At 53.8% G+C, this 19,018-nt stretch carries 17 protein-coding genes; 9 read left to right on the plus strand and 8 right to left on the minus strand.

The genetic code is table 11. The features are described 5' to 3' along the window. Positions 1-2: 2 nt before the first annotated feature. The 3 genes from DXT88_RS21050 to DXT88_RS21060 all read right to left on the minus strand — a co-directional run bounded on the left by DXT88_RS21050 (position 3) and on the right by DXT88_RS21060 (position 3,431). Complete coding sequence (locus tag DXT88_RS21050; RefSeq protein WP_265215909.1) at positions 3-1,259, minus strand: class I SAM-dependent methyltransferase; 1,257 nt, start codon at positions 1,257-1,259, stop codon at positions 3-5. Between the two features lie 126 nt (positions 1,260-1,385). After that, positions 1,386-2,318 carry a hypothetical protein gene (locus DXT88_RS21055; protein ID WP_265215910.1) on the minus strand — a complete coding sequence of 311 codons (933 nt, stop codon included), beginning with the start codon at positions 2,316-2,318 and terminating at the stop codon, positions 1,386-1,388. Between the two features lie 54 nt (positions 2,319-2,372). After that, positions 2,373-3,431, minus strand: a complete 1,059-nt coding sequence (locus tag DXT88_RS21060) for a glycosyltransferase family 4 protein (RefSeq protein ID WP_265215911.1) — start codon at positions 3,429-3,431, stop codon at positions 2,373-2,375. Positions 3,432-3,703: 272 nt separating this feature from the next. Between DXT88_RS21060 and glmU the strand changes: the two genes are divergently transcribed. Beyond that, complete coding sequence (glmU, locus tag DXT88_RS21065; protein WP_265215912.1) at positions 3,704-5,062, plus strand: bifunctional UDP-N-acetylglucosamine diphosphorylase/glucosamine-1-phosphate N-acetyltransferase GlmU; 1,359 nt, start codon at positions 3,704-3,706, stop codon at positions 5,060-5,062. Between the two features lie 37 nt (positions 5,063-5,099). Here the strand turns inward: glmU and DXT88_RS21070 are convergent, their stop codons facing one another. Continuing rightward, positions 5,100-5,564, minus strand: coding sequence for an Lrp/AsnC family transcriptional regulator (locus DXT88_RS21070; RefSeq protein ID WP_265215913.1), 465 nt, complete (start codon positions 5,562-5,564; stop codon positions 5,100-5,102). Positions 5,565-5,712: 148 nt separating this feature from the next. On the opposite strand from DXT88_RS21070, the gene glmS reads away from it, so the two are divergent. Continuing rightward, on the plus strand, positions 5,713-7,530 hold the full coding sequence (gene glmS / locus DXT88_RS21075) for a glutamine--fructose-6-phosphate transaminase (isomerizing) (protein ID WP_265215914.1): 1,818 nt from the start codon (positions 5,713-5,715) through the stop codon (positions 7,528-7,530). A gap of 164 nt (positions 7,531-7,694) precedes the next feature. On the opposite strand, the gene DXT88_RS21080 is transcribed toward glmS, so the two are convergent. Both DXT88_RS21080 and DXT88_RS21085 read right to left on the minus strand, forming a co-directional pair. Next, entirely contained in the window at positions 7,695-8,612 is a 918-nt protein-coding gene (locus DXT88_RS21080; protein WP_016835310.1) for a glutaminase, read from the minus strand. Between the two features lie 138 nt (positions 8,613-8,750). Then, entirely contained in the window at positions 8,751-9,953 is a 1,203-nt protein-coding gene (locus DXT88_RS21085) for a M20 aminoacylase family protein (protein ID WP_029363732.1), read from the minus strand. A gap of 276 nt (positions 9,954-10,229) precedes the next feature. Here DXT88_RS21085 and DXT88_RS21090 point away from each other — a divergent pair, with 276 nt between their 5' ends. The 4 genes from DXT88_RS21090 (at position 10,230) to DXT88_RS21105 (ending at position 13,778) form a co-directional block, all read left to right on the plus strand. Continuing rightward, complete coding sequence (locus tag DXT88_RS21090) at positions 10,230-11,129, plus strand: LysR family transcriptional regulator (RefSeq protein WP_265215915.1); 900 nt, start codon at positions 10,230-10,232, stop codon at positions 11,127-11,129. 570 nt (positions 11,130-11,699) lie between these two features. Further along, a complete protein-coding gene (locus tag DXT88_RS21095; RefSeq protein ID WP_265215916.1) occupies positions 11,700-12,413 on the plus strand; it encodes an amino acid ABC transporter permease in 714 nt (237 codons plus the stop codon). Further along, on the plus strand, positions 12,410-13,066 hold the full coding sequence (locus DXT88_RS21100) for an amino acid ABC transporter permease (RefSeq protein ID WP_265215917.1): 657 nt from the start codon (positions 12,410-12,412) through the stop codon (positions 13,064-13,066). The genes DXT88_RS21095 and DXT88_RS21100 overlap by 4 nt, the downstream gene beginning before the upstream one ends. After that, the gene (locus DXT88_RS21105) at positions 13,047-13,778 is read left to right on the plus strand and encodes an amino acid ABC transporter ATP-binding protein (RefSeq protein WP_016835317.1); all 732 of its coding nucleotides are present in this window, start codon (positions 13,047-13,049) and stop codon (positions 13,776-13,778) included. The genes DXT88_RS21100 and DXT88_RS21105 overlap by 20 nt, the downstream gene beginning before the upstream one ends. A 107-nt stretch (positions 13,779-13,885) precedes the next feature. Here the strand turns inward: DXT88_RS21105 and DXT88_RS21110 are convergent, their stop codons facing one another. Beyond that, the gene (locus DXT88_RS21110) at positions 13,886-15,556 is read right to left on the minus strand and encodes a methyl-accepting chemotaxis protein (protein WP_016835318.1); all 1,671 of its coding nucleotides are present in this window, start codon (positions 15,554-15,556) and stop codon (positions 13,886-13,888) included. A 488-nt stretch (positions 15,557-16,044) separates the two neighbouring features. On the opposite strand from DXT88_RS21110, the gene DXT88_RS21115 reads away from it, so the two are divergent. Continuing rightward, complete coding sequence (locus DXT88_RS21115) at positions 16,045-16,842, plus strand: transporter substrate-binding domain-containing protein (protein ID WP_029363733.1); 798 nt, start codon at positions 16,045-16,047, stop codon at positions 16,840-16,842. A gap of 398 nt (positions 16,843-17,240) precedes the next feature. Here DXT88_RS21115 and DXT88_RS21120 read toward each other — a convergent pair whose 3' ends face one another. Continuing rightward, positions 17,241-17,936, minus strand: coding sequence for an Hsp20/alpha crystallin family protein (locus DXT88_RS21120; protein WP_265215918.1), 696 nt, complete (start codon positions 17,934-17,936; stop codon positions 17,241-17,243). Between DXT88_RS21120 and DXT88_RS21125 the strand changes: the two genes are divergently transcribed. Together DXT88_RS21125 and DXT88_RS21130 are read left to right on the plus strand one after the other, a co-directional pair. Continuing rightward, positions 17,923-18,552: a diguanylate cyclase gene (locus tag DXT88_RS21125; RefSeq protein ID WP_265215919.1), complete on the plus strand. Its 630-nt coding sequence runs from the start codon at positions 17,923-17,925 to the stop codon at positions 18,550-18,552. The genes DXT88_RS21120 and DXT88_RS21125 overlap by 14 nt on opposite strands. Before the next feature lie 144 nt (positions 18,553-18,696). Beyond that, a complete protein-coding gene (locus DXT88_RS21130; protein ID WP_016835322.1) occupies positions 18,697-19,014 on the plus strand; it encodes a co-chaperone GroES in 318 nt (105 codons plus the stop codon). The last annotated feature ends 4 nt before the right edge of the window (positions 19,015-19,018 follow it).

The raw sequence follows: 19,018 nt of genomic DNA on the forward strand, positions 1-19,018 counted from the left end.
AATCAAATTCCGTTATCTTTTTGACTTAATTGTTGCACGATATTTTTTTGGAGAGAGTAGACCAACGTATCGCCGATATCGACTCCGTTAACTCGGCTCAATTCTACAAGTGACGAGTTCTGATGCCATGTTCTGGCCAGAGACTGCACTCCACGGTCCATTTCCTCGGCTTGCGCCCATTGCTGCATCGTCGGACCATTGCGCGGAGCCAGATCGTTCCAATCAAGTCCATCAGTGCGACCAAGAAAGAAACTTGTCATGAGGTAGTACGCCATACTGCGATTACGCATGCGATCAAGATGCCCATCAAACTGTTCTCTCCAGATTTCAGGAGCCAGATTGAGCCAAGGCGCCAGATCATTCAACTGAATACGCGAGTGCTCCAGATAGTTACCCAACTGGAGATCTTGTTCGAGCCAGGTTTGATTGTTTTGCTGCTCGCCCGCTGTATTTTCCAACACGACCATGAAACGATTGGTCATGATACCGCTCAGGCAGCCGAACCATTCGCGCTCAAGAAACACCGCCATGTCGAACAATGCATCATCCGCCGACAGCCAGGATAATTGCCGTCCCCACCAATTGCTCGCTTGCAATGTGGTCGAGAACACCGGGTGACGATATTCGCCACCAAGGAAGCTGCCGTAAGGGACAGTCGCCACAATCTTCAGCCCGACACTGTCAGCAATCGCACGGAGGCTATCTCGCGACACATGCATATTGAATTTGCTGACACCTTGTGCAATCAATTCTTCAACCGTCACGTTGCGGCCGCGCGCATAGCTGAGATGGTCCAATGAATAAATATCGAAAACCATGCGCCCATTTGGCTTGACAACTCTCTTCCACTCTCGCAGCACCCTCTCCACATGAGGAAAATGCGTCATCACGTTGAGTGAAACAAGATTGTCGAATCTCGTATCGACGAAAGGCAAAGCCTGGACATCTCCGACCATCAGTTCAATGGGTGCGCCGCCAGCCAAGCGGCGACATTCATCAAGCATGGCCTGCGAACTGTCCGTTCCTGTCAACTCATATCCCTTCTCAATGAGATGCAGAGATCCACGCCCGGTCCCAATGCCAACATCAAGTACCGTCTTTCCCTGCAGGAAGCGTTCGCAAAGCTCTGTCTCGACGGCATTCTTCAATTTGATGGGACCGGAATCCTCCACCATCCGGTCCGAGTACCAGGAAACCATCCCCCGATCCTTCCATGCATCGGTTTTCCATTGGATAAGATCTTGTTCAGAATTACTCATTGTTTTCCTCTTTACCTAAACCAGGATCTGGACAGCACAACGCTATGGCATGCAACCGATCGTTTTTAATGTTAAAAGCTATTTCCGACTACCGGGACCACATCAAATCAATCTTCACTTCTCCGCTCATAGGCGCAAGAAGTTTTGCCCCTTGGGGGCCTCAAAAACAAGACCGAATTCGTCGAATCCGGTTATTGATTTCAAACTCACCCCTTCGAACACGAGAGTATCGCCAATCAGCTTGTCTTCATAGTATTCGCCTTCAAACAACCCTGGGAAACGTATAGACGCCAGAACCAATTTCTCTAGCGGTCCCGGCCCAACGTAATAGGCGCGGCCATCAGCCCATGGACGCAGAAATGGGCGTCCGTATGCCCGGCGGTTCAGACTCTGATCCTGGCATTTACCCCAATGCCGGCAGCGATCGTGTTCGATGTTGGCTGCGTCAATGACGCCAACATAGGCATCCACCTGCAGCAGATGATGGAGGCTTTCGCGCAAGCGATCGGCGGCTTGCAAAGACATCTCATCGCTAACTTTCAACACGCCGACGTTGTTGCCGATATGTTCATATACCCACGTCAACGCCGCCATGACCTTTCTTGGCATCCCTTCGTAACTGTCCGGAGCATCTACTTGCAGCGCACGTACATGATTTATCGAAGCGGCATCGGATCCGCTGACAATCATGTATTCGACATTCGCATTGTCAAACTGCCTCGCCAGTCTCATGGCATTTGCTTCGGTTCTTTTGCTGCTGATGATCATGACCAGATTTTTGATACCTGATGCCTTGCTGACAAGCGCTTTGTAATCTCCCTGGATGTCAGCGTTGTAAGGCATCGTCGCAATAGCGGATTTCAGATGCGCGATCGCCGCACTGTTGTTGCCGCGCGCCTGCTCGACCTGGAAGCGCTTGTAGTCCAGCGTCCACTTGTAGCCGGATGGAATATGAAGGAATTCGGCCTCCAACCGGTCGCATTCTTTCAGAATGCTATCCCAGGTCAACGGTGATACAGGCAATTGCAATACTGCGGTAGCGCGTTGGTTGAAGGTCATCGTGTTCTCATTCAGGTTATTCGTGCAGCAGTCGATCTCGGCTTCGTCGCCGGATCAATAGCCAAGTTTTTTGATTTCCATCTCTGTGTTGACGCGATACACCAGGCGTTCAAACCTGTCGGTCCAGTCGTCGGTCAGATTCTTCAGCAACAGGCTCTTGCCGGCTGAAGTGACGCTTTTGCGCAGGTTGTCGTTGGTCAGCATCATGCGGATGTTGGTCGTCAGGATGTCGATGTTGCCGACCGGATGCATCATGGCGTTGCGCGCATGGCGCAGGCCGATGTGCCGGTAGGTTTCCAGGTCGGAGAGACATACAGGCACGCCCAGTTCGAACGCTTCCCAGATCGTCAACGGCTGCGACTCGCTGTCGCTGGCGAGCACGAACAGATCGGCGGACGCCATGTAGGACAGAGCCACTTCGTTGGGCAATTCACCAAGCATGCGATAGCGGTCCGGGAAGGTATCAACCAGCTTTTGCGCGCCCTCGGGCAGTTGCAGGTATTTTCCGATGAAGATGCATTCGACTTGGTTGCGCAACGAGGATTCCAAGCTGTCGATCGCCATGATGGTGTCGAACATGCGCTTGCGCGGCTCGACGGTGCCGATGCACAGGATGCGTTTTTTGTTGACCGGCTTGGACTCGGGCTGCAGATCGGTCTGCCGGTAGATCGCGTCGTTCCAGAACGGCATCACATGCACCGTGGCTGGGCTGTCGAACAGGAAGCTGCCGTACACGATGCGCTGGAACTCGGTCTGAAACACGATGTGGGATGCATGCTTGAAACCGTCGGCGAGCTGGGGAAAGCGCAGCATCATGTCGCGGCCGATCTCGGCTTCATGAATCCACCAGATGACGGGGACTTTAAGCGCTGCTTGAGCGACATGGGCGCCGGACAACAGAGTATTGGCGATCAACAGATCGATCGCTCCCGCCTGTATGTCCTTGACGATGGGGATGCCGAGCGCTTCGAATTTCTTTTTGATTTCGCCTTCGCCATCGATGCGCGCCATGACCGAAACTTCATGGTTCTGCACCAAACGCTCGGCCAGACGCAACATGGCAATGCTGGCGCCGGTGGTATAGAACTCGTCATTCAGGAGGAGAATCTTCATGCATACCTTAAAAAGCCGTCTTCAATAGCGAACTGACGCCGCCCGCTTGTCCGTTTTCTTTTGGCAAGGGCGAGTCGTCAGGTCTTTCATGCGCACAATCGACACCACGGGCAGCATGACCACCCATCATCTTAATGACAACAGCGACGACCAAAGGGCCGAGAACATGCAGAAATGGCCCTCAACTTTGCATTTGCACAAGCTTTTGAACCCGCCGCCGGGGCAGGTGCGTGCTACACTTTTGCAATGTTTTTTCCACCATTCCTGAACGTATGAACATCGTCATCCTCGCCGCCGGCATGGGCAAGCGCATGCAGTCAGCGCTCCCGAAAGTCCTCCACCCTCTCGCCGGCAAACCGCTGCTGCGCCATGTCGTCGATACCGCCAAGGTACTGGCGCCGACGAAACTGTGCGTGGTCTATGGCCACGGCGGCGACGCCGTTCCTTCCAGCTTTGCTGACAATACGCTGTCATTCGCGCTGCAGGAGCCCCAGCTCGGCACCGGCCACGCGGTGGCGCAGGCGCTGCCCTTCATCGACGACAACGCGCCCACGCTGGTGCTGTACGGCGACGTTCCGCTGACCACGCCCGCCACGCTGCAACGACTGCTGGCCGCCGCCGGCGACGACAAGCTGGCGGTGCTGACGATCACCGTGGCGGACCCGACCGGCTATGGCCGCATCGTGCGCGAAGACGGCAAGATCACCCGCATCGTGGAGCAAAAGGACGCCAGCGAAGCCGAAGGCGCCATCCGTGAAATCAACACCGGCATCATCGCAGCTCCCACCGCCCGGCTGCGCGCCTGGCTGGCAGCGCTGTCCAACGACAATGCGCAGGGCGAGTACTACCTCACCGACGTCATCGCTGCGGCGGTTGCCGACGGCGTCGAAGTCGTCTCGGCCAACCCCGTCGATATCACGGAGACGCTCGGCGTCAACAGCAAGGTGCAACTGGCCGAGCTCGAACGCGCCTACCAGCGCCGCGTCGCCAATACGTTGCTGGAACAGGGCGTCACGCTGCTCGACCCGGCCCGGCTGGACGTGCGCGGCACGCTCTCCTGCGGCCGCGACGTCAGCATCGACGTCAACTGCATCTTTGAAGGCAAGGTCGAGATCGAAGACGGCGCCAGCATTGGCGCCAACTGCGTCGTCAAGGACGCGCGCATCGGCAAGGGCGCACAGATCAAACCGTTCTCGCACATCGACGGCGCCGTGGTCGGGGCAGCCGCCCAGGTCGGCCCATACGCGCGCTTGCGTCCAGGCGCCGAACTCGGCGAAGAAGTGCACATCGGCAATTTCGTGGAAGTGAAGAAGAGCCGCATCGCCGCGCGCAGCAAGGCCAACCATCTGGCCTACATCGGCGACGCCGTGATCGGCTCGGGCGTCAACGTGGGTGCAGGCGTGATCACCTGCAATTACGACGGCGTGAACAAATTCGAAACGGTCATCGAAGACGACGCCTTCATCGGCAGCGACAGCCAGCTGGTCGCCCCGGTGCGTGTCGGCAAAGGCGCCACCATCGGCGCCGGCACCACGCTGACCAAGGATGCGCCGGCGGGCCAGCTGACGCTGTCACGCGCCAAGCAACTGTCGCTGCCGGGCTGGACGCGTCCGGTCAAGGTCAAGAAGTAATCAGCGACGCACGTCCCCCGGATCGCTCAGAACCTGTTCAGACGGCGATCCGGGTTTCGAACTTGCTGCGATGAATTGAGAAATAGCTGCGCACATTGCGCACGTTCTGATGCGTGGCAAACAGGCGATGCGCCAGCGCGTGATAGGCCGGCATGTCCGCCACCTGCACCATCAGCACGAAATCCGGCCCCGGCGACACGCGGTAGCACTGCAGCACCGCCGGCTCCGCCGCGACAATCCCCTCGAACTCCACCTGCCGCTCGTCGCCCTGCTGGTCCAGCGTGATTTCCACGATGGCAGTCAGCGCCGGACCGAGTTTTTCCGGCGCCAGGATGGCGACCTGACGTGTAATCACCCCCGCTTCGACCAGGCGCTTGACCCGGCGCAGACAAGTCGGCGGCGAGGCATGCACATGCTCGGCCAGCTGGAAATTGGTTTGCGCAGCGTCTTCCTGCAAGGCGTTGAGAATGCGCCGGTCCAATTCATCGAGATTGATCATCATATTAATAAATTTATCAATTAATTTGAAATATTATTTCACATTGAATATTGAAAGCAATAATAATCCAAATTAATTAAAATTTAGAAATCTTATTTCAATACCGCTAGCCTAAGATGACGCCATTCACCCCATTTTAGAAAGTCACCTCATGTGCGGTATCGTCGGCGCGGTTGCGCAACAAGATGTCACCCCGGTTTTGCTCGAAGGCCTCAAGCGTCTCGAATACCGCGGCTATGATTCCTGCGGCGTGGCCGTACACATGGACGGCAAACTGCAGCGCTCGCGCAGCACCGCGCGTGTCGCCGAGTTGCAAAAGCAGGTCGCCGAAACCCACCTGGCCGGCTTCACCGGCATCGCCCACACACGCTGGGCCACGCACGGCGCACCGGCTACGCACAACGCCCACCCGCATTTCTCGCGCGACCGCATTGCGCTGGTCCACAACGGCATCATCGAGAACTACGAAGAACTGCGCCAAGAGCTGCAAGGCGTCGGCTACGTCTTCGAAAGCCAGACCGACACCGAAGTCATCGCCCACCTGGTCGATCACATGTATACCGGCGACCTGTTCGAGACCGTGCAGCAAGCCGTGCGCCGCCTCACTGGCGCCTATGCCATCGCCGTGTTCTGCGTCGACGAACCGCACCGCGTGGTCGCCGCGCGCCAGGGTTCGCCGCTGATCGTCGGCGTCGGCGAAGGACAGAACTTCGTCGCCTCCGACGCCATGGCGCTGGCCGGCACCACCGACCAGATCATCTACCTCGAAGAAGGCGACGTGGTCGACCTGCAACTGCAACGCTACTGGATCGTCGACGCCGCCGGCAAGAGCGTCGCGCGCGAAGTCAAGACCGTGCAAGCCTTCACCAGTGCGGTCGAGCTCGGCCCCTATCAGCACTACATGCAGAAGGAAATATTCGAACAACCGCGCGCCATTGCCGACACCCTGGAAGGCGTCAGCGGCATCATGCCGGAACTGTTCGGCGACGGCGCCCACAAGGTGTTCAAGAGCGTCGACTCCGTCCTGATCCTGGCCTGCGGCACCAGTTATTATTCCGGCCTGACCGCCAAATACTGGCTCGAGTCAATCGCCAAAATTCCGGTCAACGTCGAGATCGCCAGCGAATACCGCTACCGCGACAGCGTGCCGAATCCGAACTCGCTGGTGGTCACGATTTCACAAAGCGGCGAAACCGCCGACACCCTCGCCGCCCTCAAGCACGCACGCGCACTGGGCATGCCGCACACGCTGACCATCTGCAACGTCGCCACCAGCGCCATGGTGCGTGAATCGCAGCTGGCCTACATCACGCGCGCCGGCGTCGAAGTCGGCGTCGCCTCGACCAAGGCCTTCACCACGCAACTGGCCGCGCTGTTTCTGTTGACGCTGGCGCTGGCGCAAACACGCGGCCTGCTCAGCGACGAGCAGGAAGCCGAACATCTCAAGGCCATGCGCCACCTGCCGGCCGCGCTGCAAAGCGTGCTGGCGCTGGAGCCGAACATCGCCGCCTGGGCCGAAGCCTTCGCCCGCAAGGAAAATGCCCTCTTCCTCGGCCGCGGCCTGCACTACCCGATTGCCCTCGAAGGCGCCTTGAAGCTCAAGGAAATCACCTACATCCACGCCGAAGCCTACGCCGCCGGCGAACTCAAGCACGGCCCGCTGGCGCTGGTGACGGAAGAAATGCCGGTGGTCACGGTCGCGCCGAACGACGCGCTGATCGAAAAACTGAAGTCCAACATGCAGGAAGTGCGCGCACGCGGCGGCCAGCTATACGTCTTCGCCGACGCCGGCTCCAGCATCGCCTCCAGCGAAGGCGTCCACGTCATCCGTTTGCCGGAACATTACGGCTTGCTCTCGCCGATCCTGCACGTGGTGCCGCTGCAATTGCTGGCGTATCACACGGCGCTGGCGCGCGGGACAGATGTGGACAAGCCGCGGAATCTGGCCAAGTCGGTGACGGTGGAGTAAGGGCGGCAATCACTATTGACTACATGCGGCAGATTAATGCAAGCGCATTCTCGATAAGTAGAAGCTTAGAGTCCTGTTAGCTGTTCAGTGCTGGATTCAACAGACCAACTTTATTCATTTTAGTCAGCGCCAGGTTGTTGCCGGCGTCGAATAATGCCCAGTCTTTATGCGAATACCGTTTTATGCATTTCGATGGCGAACAGTTCAACCGCCTTGATAGCCGCAATCGAAGTCCCTGTCTTATCTAAGGGTGGCGACCAGGCGCATACTGCACCAAATCGAGGAATCACTGCCAGGACACCTCCGCCAACGCCGCTCTTAATCGGTAAGCCAATGCTGAAGGCGATTTCGCCTGAAGCTTCGTAAGTACCGCTGCTCATCATAAGCGCGCAGACTTGTTGCACTTGGCGAGATTGAAGAATCTGTCTACCGTCACGATCAATACCGGCGTTCGCCAGGAAGAGTGCCGCAACTGCAAGGTCTCGACAGCTAGCGGCGATCGCGCACTGGGCACAATACGCATTTACCACCTCATCGACTGTGTTGTGGAAGTTGTTAAAGCTTTTCATCAGGTAGGCAGCGGCCTTGTTGCGATGAGCACAAGCGAATTCGCCTGCCGCCACTTCCATGTCATAGTTAATACTTGGATTGCCAGAGAGCTCACGCATGAGTGAAATGACCGCCCGCTCCATTTGCGTATTTCGGCTATAGAGCAAGTCCGATACAACTAACGCCCCAGGATTTAAAAATGGATTGCGCGGCTTGCCAGACTCCAGTTCCAACTCCAGCAATGAGTTGAACTGGTTTGAGCTAGGCAGCCTGCCGACACGCATCCACAACGAATCTCCCTCACGACTCGAAGCCAACACCAGAGCGAAGAGCTTTGAAACGCTTTGAATAGAGAACGGTTCATCTGCATCGCCTGTCGTATAGACATTTCCATCCAGGGTAGCCACGGCAAAACCAAATTTGGATGGATCTACACGCATCAGTGCAGGTATATAGCCGGCTAACTGACCTTGCATTGCGAGCGGCCGGGATTGGATAGCGACCCGGTTAATACAGTCTTGAATATCATGCATCTGGTAATAGGCTTCACTTTCCAGCTGTCGGATGAAGCGAGCCCTGCGGTCGCTTCGCAGAACTCTGAATCTGATCTCTTACTGGCTTAAACATAAATCTATTGACATCAATGGGCCTTACATCGGCGTTACCGGATGTTATTCCTGGTTCGTCAATGCCAATAAACGTTCGGTCAGCCTGACCCAGTACGTGGCACCAATTGGCAACAGGTTGTCGTTGAAATCGTAGCTGGTATTGTGCAGCATGCATGGCCCCAATCCGTGGCCGTGATCGCGATGGCCGCCGTCGCCGTTGCCGATGAGGGCATAGCAGCCCGGCTTGGCGAGTAGCATGAAAGAAAAATCCTCGGAACTGAGAGGTGCTTCGATATCAGCATCGACGTTTTCTGCGCCAACAACATCGCGCATGACTTCGACGCAAATGGCAGTTTCTGCGCGGTGGTTGATAGTGGGCGGATAGTTGCGATTGAATATGACTTCTGCGTCACAGCCGAAACCATGTGCCAAATGTTCTGACATTTCGCGCATGCGTGACTCAATCAGATCCAGCACGTCAATCGAAAACGTGCGCACCGTGCCCCCGATCCAGCCGAAATCGGGAATGACGTTGCTGGCTTCACCTGCCTGCATTTGAGTAATTGATAATACGGCGGCATCATTGGGACGCTTGTTGCGAGTCAGGATAGTTTGCAATGCCTGCGACAACGCCGCCATCGCCGCCACCGGATCAATGGAATGATGTGGCAACGCGGCATGCGATCCTTTACCGCGCAAAGTGATCTTGAACTCATTGCTGGATGCCATGATGGCACCCGAATTAACGCCGAAAGAACCAAGTGGCATGCCCGGCCAGTTGTGAATGGCGTAGACCGATTCCATTTCAAATTGCTCGAACAAACCGTCCTTGATCATGCTCGCAGCACCACCTTTTCCCTCTTCCGCAGGTTGAAATATAAGATAGACGGTGCCGTCAAAATTGCGTGTCGCATTGAGATGCCAAGCTGCGGCCAGTAACATCGCGGTATGTCCATCATGACCGCAAGCATGCATTTTCCCTGGATATTGAGAGGCGTGTTCGAACGTGTTTAACTCCTGAATCGGCAGCGCATCCATGTCAGCGCGCAAACCGATAGCGCGCGTGCTGCGGCCGTTCCGAATAATGCCGACCAGCCCTGTACCGCCTAAACCTCGATGCACCGGAATCCCCCAATTTTGCAAGCTGGCGACAATAGCATCGGCGGTGCGTACCTCCTGAAAAGCCAACTCGGGGTGAGCGTGTAAATCGCGTCGAATGTGTGAAAATTCGGCGTGCGAAGTTTCAATTTCTTTTATTAAATTCATATTTTGCATCGTATAATTTTGAATGGTTGACATGCTGTCAAGGTCATTCCGGCATCACATTTCACGCATGTAAACTTGTCGATGCGTTTCAGATTCACCTGAAAAATAACCGTCGCACCAAGTAAAAACAGTACTATCTGGGCAAGAATGAACGCCGAAAAATAAGACGGGAAGAGCCGGGATTGGAAAGTCTGGGGGCGATTGTAGGTACGTTGCCTGGACTTGAAAATTACTGTTTTTGTATAGATAAAATACCTTCAAGGTATATCGCTCATCATGGAAATCCGACATCTTCGCTACTTCCTAGCCGTCGCCGAACACGGCAGTGTGGCCGAAGCGGCGCGCAAACTGAATATCGTCCAGCCGGCGCTCAGTCGCCAGATTCACGATCTGGAAGAGCAATTGGGAACGCAATTGTTTCAACGCAGCATCAGGGGCACCCAGCTCACGGTAGCCGGCGTGCAATTCATGAAGGATTGCAGCAAGTTGTTGATCGATCTCGAGGACGCCAAGAAGCGCGCCCTGCGCGCCGCTTCCGGCAAGCTCGGCTCGCTGCGCATTGGCATCTCCCCCAATCACACCGCCCATCCTGAATTATTAAGACGGCTGCGACGATTCCGCGAGATCTGTCCCGATGTTGCACTAATGCTGGAACCGGCATTGTCGCCACGACAATTGCTGGACGTCAAAGAAGAACGTATGGACGGAGGCTTTATCGCGTTTCGCGATCTTGCCGACAAACAGTTATCCGGGATAAAGGTCTTGCGCTCGGGGCTGATGCTGGCGGTTTCGAGCGATCATAAGTACGCTGAACAACCACCCGATCGACTCAGCGAAATGAAGGATGAGCCTTGCGTTTGGTTTCCCCGCGACCGCGCTCCCGAGTATCACGACTATCTGATTCAGCAATGCATGGCGGCAGGTCTGACGCCCAAACAAATTCTTGTCGGCACCGACGTTGGCACTACCCTGGGTATGGTTGCGGCCGGCATGGGCTACTCCATCGTGTCGGAAGCATCGAAATACAATAGCCCTAACGGCGTCGTACTGCATCAGCACGCCGACATACCTGATATCCATGACGTTGAATTCATTTTCCTCAGCGAAAACGATTCGCCTATTTTGCGCGCCTTCGCGGAAGTCATGAATGATGGCGGATCCGATAGCCAGTCTTAAAACATCGCAAGAGCGACTCGCATCGCACCAAGTGATCGTCCAGTGCATCGGTAGCAATGTCCTTTACCAGCTCGCCCCGACTGGAGGCCGGGAGGCCACCAGCATGACACTCTCATCACTCTCACCGGCTATGGCTGACGCCAAACATCTATACTTAACAAGCATAGAAGCAATAGAAAAACAGTAATTTTCAAACCTCCAACTTCTGCATATCCTCTCATCACAATGAAAAATATTGCGATATCGGCAGATTGCAAAAGGGCCTGAGTCTTTACCTGGCATTCATCTTTTTTCAATCGTTTCCGGTCAGCACAGGAGACCGATCAACGAGAAAATATCGAAACGTGCTCTGCCCGCTCTTGCCGTGAGTCAGGACTTTTCCCATTTCCCATTACATTTTTTGCTTCATTCATTTGAATGAAACCCAGTTCATGACCGGGGGGCGTTACGGCCTATGGATGCGGCTACAAGTCTCCTCCAATCGTCGTTGGCGGAGAAGCTTGAGCGTTCGGGAATAGACACGTCTGAAGATTGAAAATGCCGGATAACATTTACCTAGCGAGAAGTTTGATGATTTACCAGTTCGATTTTTCTTCTATCCTCGAGTATGCAAAGGTGCTTGAACAAGGCGTGTTGATGACGATACGATTAATCGTCATCGGCGGCGTTGCAGGCGTCTCACTTGGTATCTTCGGTGCCTGGGCGCGCACTCAAGGGCCACGCTGGCTCAAGCCGATTATCAGCGCTTATGTAGAGTTGATCCGCAATACTCCTTTTCTGGTTCAACTATTTTTTATCTTTTTCGGTCTGCCTAGTATCGGCGTGACGATCACCGAATTACAGGCGGCGATTATCGCCATGGTGATCAACCTCGGCGCATACAGCACTGAAATCATCCGAGCCGGCGTATCCGCAATCGCCCGCGGTCAGATTGAAGCAGCGCTGAGTCTGTCTATGACGCGACTACAGGTGTTCCGATATGTCATCCTGCGCCCCGCTTTGCAAAAAGTCTGGCCGGCACTGTCGAGCCAGATTGTCATTGTCATGCTCGGCTCATCGATCTGTTCACAAATTTCAGTGGAAGAATTGTCGTTTGCTGCCAACTTCATCCAGAGCCGCAACTTCCGCGCCTTCGAAGCCTATCTGGTCACCACCCTTATCTACCTGATCATGGCGATTCTGCTGAGACAGATTTTGCATTACATAGGAAGACGTTTTGTGTTTCATCGACCCAGTATCGTTGCCCCGAAATCCATTGCCATTCTCAAGGGAGGCCAAGCATGATCGGCTTCACAATCTGGGACATTGTCCGCAACTTATTACTGGCGCTCCGTTGGACAGTGGCGTTGTCGCTGCTGTCGTTTTTGATGGGCGGCACACTAGGTATCGTGCTGCTGTTCATGCGTAACTCCAAATATCGCATCCTGCGCGACATCGTCCGCGTCTACATCGAAGTGTTCCAAGGTACGCCGCTGCTGATGCAATTGTTCCTGGTGTTCTTCGGTATCGCACTGTTCGGTATCGAGGTGCCTGCGTGGCTCGCCGCCGGCGTTGCGCTAACGTTGTGGAGCGCCTCCTTTCTCGCAGAAATCTGGCGCGGTTGCGTCGATGCCATTCCACGTGGCCAATGGGAAGCTTCAGCCTGTTTGGCGATGAATCGCTTTCAGCAAATGCGCCATATCGTCCTGCCGCAGGCACTGCGTATTGCGATTCCCCCCACAGTGGGCTTTGGCGTTCAAATCATCAAGGGAACAGCGGTGACCTCGATTATCGGATTCGTCGAGTTATCCAAGGCCGGCACCATCATCACCAACGCCACGTTTCAACCGTTCATCGTCTTCGGCTTGGTCGGTCTTATGTACTTCGTGCTGTGCTGGCCACTGTCAAAATATAGTCAATTCTTGGAAAGGAAGTTCAATGTCGCTCATCGTCATTGAGAACGTCAAAAAGAGTTACGGGAACAATGCTGTCCTCAGAGGCATCGATCTTGAAATCAATCCCGGTGAAGTCATTGCCATTATTGGCAAAAGCGGCTCCGGAAAAAGCACACTACTACGCTGTATCAACGGGTTGGAAACCATCGATGAAGGTTTGATCAGCGTCGGCGATGTTCTGCTCGGCCGCAGTGAACGCGAGTTGCGCGAATTGCGTCTGCGGGTGGGCATGATCTTCCAGCAGTTCAATTTGTTCCCCCATCTGAGCGTAGGCCGCAACGTCATGATCTCTCCGATTATCGTCAAGGGCGCGAAAGAGCAGCAGGCGCGAGAAATCGCACAACAAAATCTGACACGTGTCGGCCTCGCGGAAAAATTCGACAGTTATCCCGATCAGCTCTCTGGCGGCCAGCAGCAGCGTGTCGCGATTGCGCGAGCACTGAGCATGCAACCGAAAGCCTTGTTATGCGACGAAATTACCTCGGCGCTTGACCCGGAGCTGGTCAACGAAGTATTAGGTGTAGTGCGCAAGCTTGCTACCGAAGGCATGACGCTGGTCATGGTTACGCATGAAATGCGCTTTGCACGTGAAGTGTGCGACCGCGTGGTATTCATGCACCAAGGAAGAGTGCATGAAATCGGGCCACCGGAAGAATTTTTCAGCAAACCAAAGACCCCTGAGCTCCAACAATTCCTCGGTATGGTCAGCGTCTGATCTCCTGAATAGACACGGAACAAAGGCCATTTTTTCAACGCCGGCATTCATGAGGATGCCGGCATTTTTTTAGATGAAGCCAGGTTGAAACGGATTGGCGACAGGTATCAAGCGCGCAATAGTCTTCTGTGACTTGCTCCATTCTTCGGTGCAGACAATGCGGGCGAGGCTGGAGATGCTTTTGTCGCCATATGCGATGCCGCGACATTGCTGTCGGCAACCGGCGCTGATGAATCTGTGATGAACACGCTAACCAGCTTGGCCAGATTGGCCGCTTGCTGTTGCATTGCGTCGGCAGCCGATGCAGCTTCCTCCACCAGCGCAGCATTTTGCTGCGTCACATGATCAAGCTGCGTGACGGTATCATTGACTTGTTCTATACCTTCGGCTTGCTCCTGGCTGGCCTCGCTGATTTCATGCACGATGGAGGTTACGCGCTTGACGCTGGAGACAACATTGGCCATTGTGGCGCCGGCGCGTTCCACTTGCATGCTGCCGTTGCTTACCCGCTTGACCGAATCATCGATCAGCGCTTTGATTTCTTTGGCGGCGGCTGCCGAACGCTGTGCCAAGCTGCGCACTTCAGATGCAACTACAGCAAAACCTCTGCCCTGCTCACCTGCACGCGCGGCTTCCACGGCCGCGTTCAAGGCAAGGATATTGGTTTGGAAAGCGATACCGTCAATCACGCTGATGATATCAACGATCTTCTTCGAAGATGCATTGATTTCCCCCATGGTCTGCACCATGTTGTCGACGGCATTACCTCCTTCGATCGCGATGCTTGAAGCGGAACTGGCAAGCTCACTGGCTTCGCGAGCGTTATCCGCGTTGCTACGTACGGTCGAGATCAGTTCCTCCATCGCAGATGCTGTCTCCTCAAGTGCGCTGGCTTGCGATTCGGTGCGAGAGGACAAATCCATGTTTCCTGCTGCAATCTCGCGCGACGCTGTCGCGATGGTCACGGTGCCGGTACGCACGTTATTGACGATATTCCGAAGATTGGTATTCATGCCCTGCAATGACATCAGTAATTGTCCGACCTCATCCGTCCTCTTGATCTGGATCTCCGTAGTCAAATCTCCATCAGCTACTTTTCTCGAGATTTCCACTGCCTGCCTGAGAGGCCAAACTATGCTCCGTGTGAGCAGCCACGCACACGACACGCCAAAAAGCAGCGCAGCGACCTCTACAATCAGCAACAGAATACGGCTTTGGGCGGCGATGACATCAATCTGCAGAGAAGTCTTGTCGATTTCGGCTTGCTCCCATTCGAGCAGCTTTTGCAATGTTGCCTGATAGCGCTTGGAAGCAGGTACGAATTCTTGCACCAGAATCTGATTTCCTTCCTCGGCGTCGCCATTGGATTTTAGCTCCATCAAATGGAAATTGATTTTGGCGTAGTTGACCTGCTGTTCCAGCACCTGCTTGTAGAGCTGTTTTTCTTCGTCGCTGACCAGCAAGGGTCCAATCTGCTTTTGCAAGGCGATGGCATCTTTTTTTGCGATCAAATCTTCATTAAGAAAAAACGCATTGAGCATTTGGTCCGTGCTGCGCAAAATCGCGATCGTACGCAAAATCCCTCCGCGCAGATTCGTGTTGAGGGACGAGATCAATCGTTCCTTGCGTACCGATTCGTCAACCATGGCGCGCGTGACCTTTGACACTACCTGCATACGCCAGATGCCGATGCCGGTACTGACGATGGATAACGCCAGAATGATGGCAAAGCCGATGGCGAGACGATCTCCGATTTTCATGTTGCTCAAGCGTTTCATTCTTCCTCCTTGATATTTGATGCAATTGCTGCGTTGAGTGACCTCCGGCTCAACGTTGCGTAGCGATCTGCATCACATTTCCTCCGATCTTTTTACGTATGTGAGAAAGATGGAAATGGTTTTCCCGATCATTTCAGCTGCATCAACTTGGCACAGATTTGCCATCACCAATCACTAAAATGGAGCACTGACGATTTGAGCCGGTTCGTAATACTTATAAGGGTTTCAAGGAATTTTTGCTTATACTTTAAAAACATGAAATCTATGCTTAAACGGTAGTTTACATGGCGCTATCGCACTCCTAGACTTGCCACCGCAATAACGAGAAATCGAATTTCAGGCGCTTATCATGTCGCCTGGTTGTTGCGGTTCTTTTTGATATCTTTGTGGTTGTTTTGCTTTGGCATTACTTTGTCTTTCTTGCTGTTACTAACCGTGCGCATCATTATTGGAAGTGCATTTACTGCATGATTAATTTGGGGGAAGAAATGAAATTCGCAAAAATTTTAGTACTTTGTTCTACCATTTCACTAGCTTTGGCTGCTTTCGGTGTACGTGCCGATGCGCTATCCGACATCACGAAGTCCGGTACCATCCGCATCGCGGTTCCCCAAGATTTCCAACCATACGGCTCGGTCAATTCTGATTTGCAATTGCAAGGACTCGATATCGATGTTGCGCGACTCGTCGCTAAAGGTCTCGGCGTCAAGGTGGCCTTGGTTCCGGTTGCTAGCGCTAACCGTATTCCTTATCTGCAAACGCATAAGGTCGATTTAGTGATTTCGACACTCGGCCGCAACGCCGAACGTGACAAAGTGTTGGACTTTACCCAGCCATATGCACCATTTAACAATAGTCTGTTTGGCGCTCCGGAGATCAAGGTTAGCGGCCCTGCCGATATGGCTAACCAGACCGTAGGAGTGGCACGCGGTACTTTTGAAGATATTCAGTTGACCAAGACTGTTCCGTCGAGCACGGTGATCAAGCGCTACGAAGACAACAATACGTTAATCTCCGCCTATGTTTCTGGCCAGGTAAAGCTGATAGGCACCGGTGACTTTGTGGCGATCACGCTCGGCGAAAAGGATCCTGACCACAAACCTGTCTTTAAATACACGATTCAGGAATCGCGTTGTGTGATCGGCCTCAACAAGGGCGAAGCGCTTCTGCAAGCCAAGGTCAATGAGATTCTGACAAAATCCAAGAAGTCAGGTGAACTTAGTGCTCTCGTCAAGAAGTGGTTGAATGCGCCGCTGCCGGAAAAGCTGGCAACGACCTATGAGTGACGCCATGTAAGTGATGAGCACTCACGATATTTTTGGACCGAACAGCCACTCTTTGAGTGCAGTGCTCAAGTCTTCCCAAACCGGCCAAGTGCGGACTTTCATGTACGACCAACTTTATTTGTGGCGTCTGTCATTAGCCGGAGCTACGTAGACCATCCCGACCAACTTTGACTAAAAGCACTATGCCCAGTAAATCGATCAGTTAGCCGCCATACTCCCGACCGACTTTATTCGCTGCAGTCAACCATGACCACGCTGCATGCCATCGCGCTAAGACGATCTTGATCTGGGAGATGTTGCCGTCGGTTTCTCCCGAAACACTCTCCAGGTCGACCTGTTTGCAATGACCATTCATCAGGAGTGCACGGCATAGGGCCCGCCAAAGCGGGCCCTTGCATTTACTCTATGTTAATGCGCTTGAGTTTTGTGCGAGCGTCGGCAGATTTGGGCAGCGTGATCGTCAGCATCCCCTCTTTGAAACGCGCCTGGACCTTATCCGCTTGAACTGCAGAGGGCAGCCTGAGACGGCGCTCAAACTGTCCGGAAAAGAACTCGCTGAACAGCGCGTCTTGATGCTGGTTCCTTTTTTCGCCTTTTATTACCAAGACATCGTCATCTAGAAACGTTTCGACATCCTTCTGCTCGAGCCCTGCCAGTTCAACGGAGATCTGGAATTCGTCTTCGTTTTCCTGTACTGCGATCGCAGGCCAGTTCAGTCCCCCTCTTCGACTTGGCAACCCGTCAAAGCCAGACCACAATTCATCGAAGAGACGATTGATGTCCCGATGCAATAGCTGAAAAGGTTCCCGTTGTGCCGGACTCACAGCTACGTCGCGATTTTTACTCCAAGGGAGTAAATCAGTCACATTCATGAGATACCTCCATAAAGGAATAAGAACGCCGTAAGCGGTCGTATTACGGCCAAAAAATCCCGCTTGGGCGCCGACCCTGCGCCCCGCATCACTTTCTTGTGATGCTATTAAAATAGTTCGTGCTCTCAAATTTTCAAGACCTCTGTACCGCCCTCGCGGTTGCTGATACGAAGAATTGGAATTCATTTTTTTCTTGGAGATGCCACCGATGAAAACTTTCAATGCAGTTTCTGCACAGATAAAATTAATCAATCTTCCTTTATATGCCGTCAGTGCCACGGCAGTAAATATCTCTGATAGCCCCCTCTTGGTTTTCCTTCATTGGCACGGCTTTCGTCGTAGCACGCCACTCAACATTGAGGGCGTAAAAATTCCTTCCCGGGCGGTTCCCAGCTCGGCGCTGCAGTTCAGGGGGCCTTGGCTGAGCCGAACTTCGCAAGAAGAAGAGTTGCTTGATCTTGCCTGGCGATTAGGGGCTTGGAGCGTGGAGCGCTTGCAACTTCGACCTTGCAACGAACCAGGTGCTCCGACGAGCGAAGCCTACGCATGCCGTATCGCCTTTGGTGAAAATCCTGCGGACTATCCATCTGAAGTTACGCTTGCCGACGAGGTACCGGAGCGCCGTGAGCTGATGGAATTGGCGGCCAGGAAAGGTTATGTCCGATGGCTGTTTCATCCGGTCAAAGGAGGTCTCTGGAAGGACGTCGGATATACCGATGATTCGCTGGATATGGACGGTGGCCGGGGGACGGATTGCCCTGTCAGCCCTTTAGCCACGCGAAATAAGCGTCGCTTCAAGTATCAGTTGGGCCGGACTGATCGCATCATTATTTCTTGATACATTTTGTTACAAAACGAGCGTTAAGGGACTCTTGAAAAAATTTTAGGGGAAACCTATTTTTCAATTCGCCGAAATCCCGGCTAGGACATCAAGCGTCCTATTCACTTTCAAATGATCTGTAACCACTTTGGAGATTGAAAAATGAAAATTCGTCCCCTCTATGACCGGGTTATTGTTAAGCGAATTGAACAGCAACGCCAGACAGCCTCAGGAATTGTTATTCCGGATGCGGCGTCCGAAAAGCCGGAGCAAGGCGAAGTACTTGCCGTCGGTAACGGACGAGCTCTGCAAGATGGCACTATTCGTCCTCTTCAAGTGAAGGTCGGAGACAGCGTCTTGTTCGGAAAATACGCCGGTCAAACTGTGAAAGTTGACGGTGAGGAGCTTCTGGTCATGCGCGAGGAAGACATTTTTGGCGTCCTGAAGCAGGATAAAGAAGCATTGAAGAAAGCTGCTTAATTGC

Origin of the sequence: Herbaspirillum lusitanum, from assembly GCF_026127345.1 — a bacterium.
In the GTDB taxonomy this organism is placed as follows: domain Bacteria; phylum Pseudomonadota; class Gammaproteobacteria; order Burkholderiales; family Burkholderiaceae_D; genus Herbaspirillum; species Herbaspirillum lusitanum.